We start from the raw sequence: 10,630 nt of genomic DNA, 5'->3' as shown, positions 1-10,630 counted from the left end.
CGGCCGCCCGCTTGTCGTTTTGTCGCGTGTTTGGAAGCATGTTATGGGCTTACACGGCGGGCGGCGGCGGCGGCGGCAGGATATATGGTTGTGTCTTCTATGTTTGTATGTGTGTGCATCTGGGCATGTGTCCATTCGGGCGGATATATCCTATGTCATATGTATACGGCGGTACTGATGAATAGTACCCGGAATCAGAACTGAGTGATACGGCGGCCTTTGAAGCGGCGTGAGCTATGCGGGAAACTGGGTGATGACGGACTGAGATAGGCGGCGTATCGAGGCGGGTGTCGAAGCCTACCAGAACCTCTCTCAAGGAGAGAGATACGCCATGAACGAGACTAGCAACATTGTCCCGCTTCGTCAGCCCGACGAGATCGATGATCCACTGACCAATGTGCTGCGCGCCGGTGCGCGGCAGCTTCTGGCACAGGCTGTCGAGGTGGAAGTCGAGACCTTTCTTGCCACGGTGAAGGATTTGAAACTTGCCGACGGACGCGCCCGTGTCGTGCGGCATGGCTACGGCCCGGCGCGAACGATCCAGACCGGGGTCGGCGCGGTCGAGGTGGCGCGGGCGAAGATTCGCGACCGCGGGGCGGCCGGCGATAGTGACCGTTGATCGCGTATGGCGTCGTTGCGCACCAACTCGCTAGCTCGCAATACTCTTTCATCCTTTGCTACCAATGAAACGGTTTTGTCTTAGACATCCATCCAAGCGATTGGCTACATATGGCCAAGGAGCGGCAGAGGAAAACTGCTGATCTCGACGCGGTCTCCATCCAAGGCGCCAGTTGTGATGAGTATCAAAAGCTTGGCGAGCAAGGTCACAACTGTAAGTCCGTCGCTCAAAGTCGGCGACAGGTGCTGTCCTTCGATCAGCAACAAATGTACTGGCTCACTGCCATCTAGCGGTGCGCTTTACGCCGCGTTCAGGCCAGCGGAGGGCCACCGGTTAGGTATCGTCGTCGATCTCTTTACCGTAGTGATCGAAGCGGAGAGTCAAGTGCTAGCGGCGGGCGGTCATTGCGATCGAGGGTGTAGGCGTTTCCGGCGCCGTGCTAGAGCGCCGGATGACCAATCGGTCTCAGTGCTGAAGTGGTCGAGGCTTAGGTATTCGCTGACAGCTGCCCGATCTCGTCGAGCCCCTCCAACGAAGTCCCTAATGCTTATGGTTCATACTAAGGCCGACAACACACGATTATGGAGCGCGCAGTGAAGAAGTGGTGTTTCTCCCGCGACGAGCTAATTTCATTCGTCGGTCTTGTCGTTGTATTGACTCTCGTGTTTACGGCTCCATGTGCTGCTCAGAACTTCACCGGGGTGACAACGTTCCTTGATGCAATTGTGAGAACGATTACCGGTCCAGTGGGTGTCGCAATTTCCGCTCTGGCCGTCATGGCGGTAGGCTTCTCATTTATGACTGGCCGGATGAACTGGACTTTTGCAGTCTCTGTCATGATGGGTATAGCAATCGTCTTCGGCGGGGCCAGCTTTGTCAGGTCGCTGACCCCTCTCTAATCACCTCCGGTCGCGCGCTCCCTTCAACGGAAGGCGCGGGTCGCCTCAGAGAGTTCGAAAGGCAAGCATCGTGCAGCGGACAACCGTCTTTCTTGGATTAACGCGAGAGGTCACGTTTGCAGGTTTGCCTGTCATGCATCTGGTGTTCCTCGCATGGGTCGTTATGCTTGGATTCGTCATCACGAAGTCATTTGTCTATCTGGCCGTGATGGGAGCTGTTGGCTACGGAGCCTTGCGTAGTCTAGCCGCCTACGATCCAAAACTCATTAGCGTCATCATTGCAACCATGCAATGTACGCCCATGAACGCTGCCGTATTGAAGGGCGACGGACTAGTGTATCGTGTCTGAGCTATCCGAAAACTATGCTTTGCGGCTCGCTGGTCGCGAAGGTGAGCAACTCGTTGGTGGGCTACCGTATCTAAGCATTATCGACGATTTCACCTTAATGTTGCGTGATGGGGATGTAATGGCGACCTTTGCCGTCGAGGGGGTGAATGCCGACGCTCTAGACAACCGACAAACAATCGAGCTTAGCACCGCGTTCTCACGATTCATCGCGCAGCAGCGCGAGGATGTCGGATATTATGTTCATCGTATCTCGGTGGGGGCCCGGCCCTCCATGCGCGCTGTTCAAGGAACTCCATTTAATGAAGAAATTGACAGGCGTTGGCAAACTTATCTCCAGTCTGTTGGATTGCGTGACCGGGTGACGTTAGTCACCATCGTAATCCGGCCGCCGAAAAGAATGGTCAAGCTAACGAGTCTATTTGCCCGTAGTGACTGCTGTAGCAAGGACGAAGTCGTCGCCCGTGCCGGCCGGCTGGATCAGCTGATCAATACATGTATGGTCAGCGTAAGTGAAGCAAAGCCTCGCCGGTTAACCGTTTCTGGCGGGGAATGGCTCAGCGTGCTACGCACCCTGATAGACGGGTCACGTGGGCGTCTCACTGCCGGCAAAACGTTCGTGCCCGTTGCTGACCTGTTGGCTAGTTCGATGATCACGTTCGCTGGCAATGTCTTCGAATGTGACAACCCGAATCCAGATCTCAAACGCTACGGCACCATTATATCGCTGAAGGATTATCCCGCTGCAACGTATCCCGGGATATTCGACGGTCTCAATCTGCCGTATGATATGGTGATTTCGCAGAGCTTTACTCCGATCGACAGTATAGCCGCCCAAGGCAAGATCGCTCGCGTACGAAGGCAAATGAAGGCGGCCGAGGATGCGGCCGTTTCTCTGATGGCTCAACTCGAACAGGCGGAAGACGACGTCGCGTCCGGCCGCGTCGTCTTTGGCGACCATCATTGCAGTATCGCCCTATTCTGCGAAAGTCGACAACAGCTTGAGGAAGCGGTGTCGTATGTTACTCGCGCTATGCAGGATGCTGGCGCCTCGATTGTCCGTGAAAAGTTCTCCGCCCGCGCCATATACTTCGCTCAGCATCCTGGCAATTTCAGCTTCCGCGCACGTGCGGCAATGATCTCGTCTCAGAACTTCGGAGAATGTTGCGCCATGCACGGCTCGCCGAAAGGCAATGCGCATGAGCAATGTCCATGGGGCGATTGCGTGACGATGTTTCCAACAGCGCGCGGGGAAGCGTTTCGCTTTAATTTTCATTTGCCCGGCAAATCAGGCCAGCGCACCGCTGGCCATACCCTTGTGCTTGGCCAAACGGGCTCGGGCAAAACTCTCGGTACTGCCTTTCTGCTCAGCCAGGCGCATCGGCTTGGCGCGCGCATTGTGATATTCGATAAGGATAGCGGGTTCGAAATGGCGGTTCGCGCGATGGGCGGAAGCTATTCGAGTGTACGTATGGGGCAGGAACTTGGCTTTAACCCGATGCGGGCGGAGGCAGATGACCGAGGCTTGGCGTGGCTTTCTGACTGGCTTAGGGCACTAGCGGAAAACGAGGGCGAGCGACTTAGTCCGTTGCAGTCGCAGGCCCTTAGCGATGCAGCTCAGGCAAATGCGGCGGCTGATCGCCGCCTGCAGAACTTCGAACAGTTCCGCAGGCAGCTGCGGGCGACGGATGACAATGGAGATCTCTATCAGAGGCTTGGCCAGTGGGACCGCATGGGCCAGTTCGGATGGCTGTTTGGCGGCAAGGACCGCGATCCCCTCTGTTTCGATAGTCTGGTCACCGCTTTCGATCTCACAGAGCTGTTCGATAACAAAACCGTCCGCACCGCGTGGTTGAGCTACGTGTTCAGGCGCGTGGAACGGCTCGTAGAAGATGAGCTGCCAACCCTGCTCGTGATTGATGAGGCCTGGAAACTACTTGACGATCCCTATTTTGAAAGGCGTCTAAAGGACTGGATGCTAACAATGCGCAAGAATAACGTTGCCGTGGTTCTCCTGACCCAGCGTGTAGCGCATATCGCAAACAGCGCCGCCGGAAATACGATTCTAGAGAGCGCAGTCACGCGATTGATGTATCCAAGTACGTTCAATACCGAAGAGGAACTCGCGCTGCTCAACCTGACGCCAACCGAGCGTGCATTCCTTCAGATAAGTAATGTGGACAATCATCTCGTACTATTCAAATCCGGGGATGACAGCGTAGTTCTTGATTTTGCACTTGGTGCACTCGGGAAGGGAATTGATGTCTTGGGTGGGGGGCGCGGCAATAAAGCGCCCGTTGCTTGGCGTGACACACCGAACTTTCCGATGGAAATGCTGCAATGAATCGTTCCACCATAGTCCTCGCGCTTGTGCTTGCCTCCCTTACTGGGTGCCAATCGGTTCCGGAGAGACGGAAGAACGATTGTGGTTGCGCTTGGGAGTTGCTTCATTTTCAAACCGAGCGAGTCGCTACATGAAATGCGTTTCCCGATTTCTCGTTGTTACTTGCCTGATGCTTGGGGCGATCAGTCTCGCGCCTTGTGAAAGTTGCGCTGACGAAAGCCGGGTTGCCGCCAAACCGCTCCCTTCAGCCGGAGTATCTAGCATGGTGTCGGATGGTGCACAGCCGACGTTGGACAAGAGGGCTGGGGAGCTGCTGGCGTACATAGTAGAAAGTGTTCGCGCACTGAGTAACGGCATGATGCAACTCGTTGCGTCGGCATCCACGGTGGTTGCCGGTATATCAGGTCCAAAGCCGTTTCCGGTGAACAATGACGCGGCGGATATTTCGGCCCGAAAGGGAAATGGAGCGCCGGCGGAAATGGCCAGCGCTGCTTTGGCAGGCGGCTCGGTTGGGGCGGCCCACATTCAGGAGGCGCTTTCAGGATTTCGTGACCGCTACCGTTTGGATGATGCGTTTGCGCTGCGCAACGACAAGAGGTTTGGCAAGATCGCATATTTGTCGGCCCAAGCCGCCGTCACGGCCTATACCGCGGACGACTCTTACAAACGCGCCAATGCAAGCATGGAAAGGATCAATAAGTATATCACTGCGCTTGAAACCAGCACGGAACTAAAAACCAGCGTCGATATCAATACCCGCGTAATGATCGAAGTCGCACAGCAGCTCAACGAAACGTTGCGGACCCAAGCGGCCATCGCGTCAGTGGCAGGATCATACGTCATGGTGCTGGGCTCGGATAGCGCCGAGCCGGACAGCGCACGCGGTCTGTTAAACGACATCAACAAGTGATCGCCATGGGCCTCATTGTGAAGGTCGCGCAGAGTATTGACACGACGCTTGTCGATCATGTGCAAACGGTGTTTCAAGCAGTCGCTGACCCGATCAAAGCGCTACTTGGTGCGATAGCCATGGTCGCGCTTCTGTTTATTGCGCTGAACCAGCTCGTGCAATTCACAAACGTCAACTACTCGACATATCTACAATGGGGGCTCCGATATGTGCTCATATATTCGTTCGCGACCATTTGGGCAAATTTCAAGGGCATCTACGTGATAGTCACGGAAGTGCCGAGCGACTATGGCGCGCTTATGATGCGTGGGGTTGTAGCAACGCTCGAGACAAACGCTGCCCGTAGTCTCAATGGCGGGACAATAGTGGATACGTACTCGGCAATGGATGCGTCGGCTCGTGTCGGTCTGCATATTGCCTACGACTACTTTTCCGACGTCTCAATGTTCAAGATCGGAAAGGCAATTCGGAACGTGTTTTATGGTGCGTTCGTGCTGATCGTGATAGGGTTTTTTACCGCAGCGTGCGTCATTATCGTGGTGGTCGCAAAAGTAGGGCTCGCGGTGGCGATCAGTCTGGCGCCGCTCGCGATCACCATGCTGATGATGCCTCAAACGAGGCAGTATTTCGAGAGCTGGACGCGCTTTACGGTTGCGTATTCAGTCATTCCATTACTGACAACAGCGTTGATGGCTATTGTACTGCTAATCGCGGCGCAAAGTCGGACGGAACCCGACCAATTTGGTTACCCTTTCATCATGATTGCGGCGACCATTCTCCTGTTCCAGATTCCGACCATGGCAAGTGCTCTATCCAGCGCATCGGTTGCGGCTGTCGGTGCCGGTGCAGCCACCGCGGCAGCTTCCATGGCCAAAAGTGCGACGATGAGGTTTTTCGTCAACGCTCAACGATTGCTGGACACTGCCACCATGACGACAGCGGCGGATCGGGGATCGACAGCCAAGGCTGCATCGCCAGCGATCAACGCAATGCGCCAAGGCGCTTGTATGCGGCAACGGCGTTGGGATGAACGTGTGGCTCGTCGCACAGCCGAACAACCGTCCCTTACTCATAGGTCAGAAATATAGGCGACATTGTTGCGGCGTTGGTGTATGCTATCGGCATGAAACGCGGCGGCCGACAACTTGACCATCGAACCCTGGAAGAAATCCGCATGATGGCGTTGGAGCGAACTGGCAATGCACGCCGGCCGCTGCGCGCAGGCGAGAAATTGAAGACCGAGTCCGCACCCAGCTCGCCGACATCGGCAACAGACCAGCTTTGGTGCGTTCCTTCTTCAAGCATCCAGATGTCGCCTATATTTCGGACCTATGAGTAATTGGACGGAAGTATGGTTGATGCGGAGTTATACCCACACTGCAAACGCGGTGGGTTGAAGAAGGCCCTTGTCTTGCAAACCACTCACTCCATCACCGCAACCGGAACTCTCCAGTTGATAAGTGAACCACATGTCTAAACAGACAACCCAGCGGTCATTCGAAGACGAGGTGTTTTTTAGTCTTTGCACACAACGGAATAACTGGGCAAAAGTTGCGGTTGCTTCCATCACCGCAAGTCTGTTGGCGTTAGGAGCGCTCATCGGCGTGCTGCCCATCAAAGAGACCAAGCCCTATGTGGTTCTAGTGGATAAAACGACTGGCGAGGCTGAAAAAATCGTTCAAGTCCGGCCCGCCACGCTTCAACAACAGGACGCCGTGCTTCAGGCGGAACTCGTGTCCTACGTCGTTGACCGAGAAACGTACGATGCCGCGGACAACAAAACCCGGATACCTGATGTAATGACGCGCTCGTCCGGCAACGCGCAAGAAACTCTGGCCGAAACCTGGCGTTCGGGTTCAGCGCAATATCCACCCGTTGTTTACGGTGATGACGTGCGAGTGCGGGTCGTAGTTAAGTCTATTTCGCTCATGCCGTCGGACCAGCGCAACACAGCGGATCTGGCCCGGGTCCGCATTGTCAAGTACCGGGAACAAAAAGGCCGCGAGGCCGTCCGCCGCAGTTTCGTGGCGACTATCGGATATCAATTCAGGCCGCAGATAAATGTTGCTTTGGAGGCAGTGTGGAAAAATCCCCTGGGCTTCGTCGTCTCGTCTTACCGAATTGATGCGGAAACTGCTGACTAGACAGTCGGTCGGCCAAACGATGTAAGTGCGATGGTTAGGGCTCTTTCCTTTTCTTTGATTATCCTCATGGCGTTCTTAAGTGCGGTGAAGGCGGAGCAATCGCCCAAAGCAGCGACGTCAGATTGGCGCATCAAACGCTACGTTTACGATGAGAACAACGTCTACAAGCTCGATCTCTACTTGAAGTCAATCACGGCTATCCAGTTCGCACAGGGGGAGATAATCGAATCGATTCTCGTTGGCGACAGCGCATCCTGGGAAGTGGTCAAGCTGAAGGTGGGCAATGTGATGAGCGTAAAGCCGATTATTGATCAAGCTCTCACCAACATGACTGTCTACACTGATCGGCGCATTTACACCTTCGAGCTGCGAACGGTCGGCGAAATAAAGGCGGGGATGCAGGCGGGAGCGCGTCAAGCGTTCCGGGCAACGTTCATCTATCCCGATGAGAGTAAGGCACCACATGAAGGGTCCGTCAGGGGTCTTCCTATAAATCATGAGTACGCGGCCTCGGGTGATGCGCGGTTCCGGCCGATTGCTGTGACAGACAATACCTTGCAGACGACCTTTATTTTGCCAAGAGGTGCGCCCCGGCCAGCAGTGTTTATGATCGGTCAGGATCGCGAGGAAAAGCTGGTTAATTCGCGCACTGACGGCGACCGTATCGTCGTCGACGGGATCAGCGACTTTTGGGTGATGAGAATCGGCGATAATACGGTCTGCGTCGCCAAGGAGAGCGCAGTGCGCATGGCGACTCAATGAGGGATGGTTTGATGGGTCCGAGAGATGCTGACCATGGGCGCGAGCGCAATGCCGTACAGACTGGAGCAGAGGCGCCGGTGGATTTTGAGCGAAAGAGACTGCTCGACAAACGCCGCGCCAAACAAATCGGCAAATCTAAGCGCAGAAGTAATTGGATGGTCGTTTTCGCCACCATGCTTCTAGCCAGTGCCGTCACGGCGCTCATTGCTACGAGCTCCACGCAAGTCTTGAAGGTCATTGGTCTGAGTGGCGATGACAGCCAAAAGGCGTCACAAGTCGATCTAAAGGTCGAGGACGTCCCAAGAAGTCATCAGCGGCTTGACTTTTCAGTTCCCAGCGCTCCTCCAGTTAAGCAGACGGCCGCCGCTTCCGACAGTACAATGGATAAGCAGGTCCAGGACAACAGAAATCAAGTTGGCGGAAACGCGGGGCCCAACAATGGCTCGAGCGTTTCACTCGCTGATGTCCAGACACTTCTGGACGGTTATAACAAAGAACTATCGCTGAAACTTAAGGAGGATCGTGAAAGGGCGGAAGCTGAGAATGCACGCCTGCGTGCTGCGGCACTACGATTGGAAGAAGAGCGCAATTCCACTCAGCGCGAGGCCGAGAGGCGCCGCGAGCTGGATGAAATAAGCGCCAAACAAAGGCAATCCAACGGCATAGTCGTTGACGAATCAGGGCCGCGGGACGGATCCGGCTCGGAGGTAAAGACCTCGGTGTCACGAGTTCTCGCTGATCCATCGCATACCATCGTGCAGGGGACCATCATCTCCGCGGTACTTGAAACGGCTATCCATTCAGAATTGCCCGGAAATGTCCGGGCTCAGGTCCTCGAGCCCGTATTCGCGGTCGACGGCTCGCGTGTTCTGCTGCCCGCAGGGACAAGCCTGATTGGCACTGTCGGCGATAAAGTGCAAATCGAGCAAAGACGAGTGCTAATCGCTTGGAATCGGGCCATCACTCCAGACGCCAAATCGATCGAGCTCGGCTCCGCAGGTGCGGACCTCCTCGGTCGAGCTGGTACCGAAGGGAATGTAGATAACCGCTATGGCACGAAGATAGGTGCGGGTCTCCTATTCAGCGTGTTCACGGCAGTGTCATCGACCATTCCCGCTCTCGTCGGCAGCAACAGGTCGTCGAATGTAAATCGTCCGCCGTACTATAGCGGAGGTGCCTGGCCAGACAGCTCGAACGCTACAGGCCAGGCCGTGTCCGATGTTGCAGCGACCATCGGTGGTCAGGCCAGACCTGTCGTTGACGAATATCTCTCCCTTCCTCCACTCCTTCGTGTCCCGCAAGGCGAGGAAGTTCGCGTTTTCGTGAATCGGGATCTTGTTCTTCGATGAATGACTTCCGGTCCAGCCCAGACGTCTCTTATATAGAGCAGTATTTCAGCCCCCTGAAGGAATATCTCACGAACGATAGTATCAATGAGGTGGTGATCAACCCTGACAATTCCATCTTCGCCGAAGAGGCCGGATCGATACACATGCACCAGATCGATGTGGCGTTAGGGGCCAACGCCATCAAGCGGCTCGGAGTGCAGCTGGCGGGAGAGGCCCGCAACACACTTGGGGTGCTTCATCCGATCGTATCAGGGCGGGTTAATGTTTGGGGCAACCCGCAGCGCGTCCAAGTGGTTGTCGAGCCTGCAGTTGAGCACGGCTTGTCCCTGTCGATCCGCAAATACCGGACGCGGACATTGGACGTGTCCAATATCGAATTCGTTGAAGGTGAGCAGATCTCGGTGGACGCCGTTCGCCAGGAGCGCCATCGGACAGCGGCCGATATGGCGCAGGCTGGTAAGCTGCAGGGTCTATTCCGATTAGCAATTGAGGAGAAATTTAATATTCTGGTTTCGGGGGGCACATCCTCGGGGAAGACGACGGTGGCACGGGCTTTGCTCGCGATGTCGCACCCCGAGGAGCGGATCATTACCATAGAAGATGCACAGGAGCTTTCTCCAGTTCACAAGAATCAAGTTGGCCTAATTGCAGATCGTACGGAACACTCTGCTCGGAGCCCGTCAAAACTCTTGGAAAGCTGTCTGCGAATGCGCCCCGACCGCATCGTTCTCGGCGAAATTCGGGGTGTCGAGGCATATGAATTTCTTGAGGCGATCAATACAGGACACCCAGGTGCAATAACAACTATCCACGCCGACAGTCCTGAACTTGCTCTCGACAGGCTGGCATTCATGGTCATGCGGTCAGGTGCGCGGATGTCCCACACTTCAATTGTCAATTACGCGAAAAGGACGATCGATCTCATTGTTCATGTGGGACGCCGCCGCGGCAGGCGCGGCGTGCTGCAAATCTACTTGCCGTTCGCCGATAGGAAGCGCCAGGAATGAAGCATACTGACCTGCCACTGAGTATTTCCTCCGGAAGGAGTGAGAGTCCGGCCCGAAGAAGTGAAATGGACCCCGGTTTTGGGATCAGAGGCTAAGTTGGAAAAAGGGCTGCTCCGTTTGATAGACGGAGGGCATGATGACGACGAAGACGAGACGCAAGATCGACGCGGCACTGAAGGCAAAGATCGCGCTGGAAGCCGTGCGGGAGCAGGCGACGGTGGCCGATCTGGCCCAGCGCTATGAGGTTCAC

At 55.5% G+C, this 10,630-nt stretch carries 10 protein-coding genes and 1 pseudogene; all 11 read left to right on the top strand.

The genetic code is table 11. The features are described from left to right. Window positions 1-331: 331 nt before the first annotated feature. A pseudogene (locus tag AC5ZGW_RS43810) lies at window positions 332-616 on the top strand (IS256 family transposase); the annotation flags it as partial. A gap of 113 nt (window positions 617-729) precedes the next feature. Further along, the gene (locus tag AC5ZGW_RS43805) at window positions 730-909 is read left to right on the top strand and encodes a hypothetical protein (protein WP_130230310.1); all 180 of its coding nucleotides are present in this window, start codon (window positions 730-732) and stop codon (window positions 907-909) included. A 303-nt stretch (window positions 910-1,212) separates the two neighbouring features. After that, complete coding sequence (locus AC5ZGW_RS43800) at window positions 1,213-1,518, top strand: TrbC/VirB2 family protein (RefSeq protein ID WP_245475098.1); 306 nt, start codon at window positions 1,213-1,215, stop codon at window positions 1,516-1,518. A gap of 70 nt (window positions 1,519-1,588) precedes the next feature. Beyond that, window positions 1,589-1,867 (top strand): VirB3 family type IV secretion system protein, encoded by a 279-nt coding sequence (locus tag AC5ZGW_RS43795; RefSeq protein ID WP_130230314.1) that lies wholly within the window; start codon window positions 1,589-1,591, stop codon window positions 1,865-1,867. Then, window positions 1,860-4,208 carry a VirB4 family type IV secretion/conjugal transfer ATPase gene (locus AC5ZGW_RS43790; protein WP_245475099.1) on the top strand — a complete coding sequence of 783 codons (2,349 nt, stop codon included), beginning with the start codon at window positions 1,860-1,862 and terminating at the stop codon, window positions 4,206-4,208. Before AC5ZGW_RS43795 ends, AC5ZGW_RS43790 begins: the two co-directional genes overlap by 8 nt. Before the next feature lie 262 nt (window positions 4,209-4,470). Continuing rightward, window positions 4,471-5,118, top strand: a complete 648-nt coding sequence (locus AC5ZGW_RS43785) for a type IV secretion system protein (protein WP_165435589.1) — start codon at window positions 4,471-4,473, stop codon at window positions 5,116-5,118. Between the two features lie 5 nt (window positions 5,119-5,123). Next, window positions 5,124-6,206 carry a type IV secretion system protein gene (locus AC5ZGW_RS43780; RefSeq protein ID WP_245475100.1) on the top strand — a complete coding sequence of 361 codons (1,083 nt, stop codon included), beginning with the start codon at window positions 5,124-5,126 and terminating at the stop codon, window positions 6,204-6,206. A 381-nt stretch (window positions 6,207-6,587) separates the two neighbouring features. After that, a complete protein-coding gene (locus AC5ZGW_RS43775; RefSeq protein ID WP_130230320.1) occupies window positions 6,588-7,262 on the top strand; it encodes a VirB8 family type IV secretion system protein in 675 nt (224 codons plus the stop codon). Between the two features lie 30 nt (window positions 7,263-7,292). After that, window positions 7,293-8,024 carry a TrbG/VirB9 family P-type conjugative transfer protein gene (locus tag AC5ZGW_RS43770; protein WP_130230322.1) on the top strand — a complete coding sequence of 244 codons (732 nt, stop codon included), beginning with the start codon at window positions 7,293-7,295 and terminating at the stop codon, window positions 8,022-8,024. Then, complete coding sequence (locus AC5ZGW_RS43765; protein ID WP_130230324.1) at window positions 8,021-9,373, top strand: TraB/TrbI/VirB10 family type IV secretion system protein; 1,353 nt, start codon at window positions 8,021-8,023, stop codon at window positions 9,371-9,373. Before AC5ZGW_RS43770 ends, AC5ZGW_RS43765 begins: the two co-directional genes overlap by 4 nt. Further along, window positions 9,370-10,380, top strand: a complete 1,011-nt coding sequence (gene virB11 / locus AC5ZGW_RS43760) for a P-type DNA transfer ATPase VirB11 (protein WP_130230326.1) — start codon at window positions 9,370-9,372, stop codon at window positions 10,378-10,380. Before AC5ZGW_RS43765 ends, virB11 begins: the two co-directional genes overlap by 4 nt. Window positions 10,381-10,630 lie beyond the last annotated feature (250 nt).

The sequence above is a fragment of the Bradyrhizobium sp. Crot121 genome, from assembly GCF_059512385.1.
This window is presented reverse-complemented; position numbering and strand designations above follow the sequence as displayed.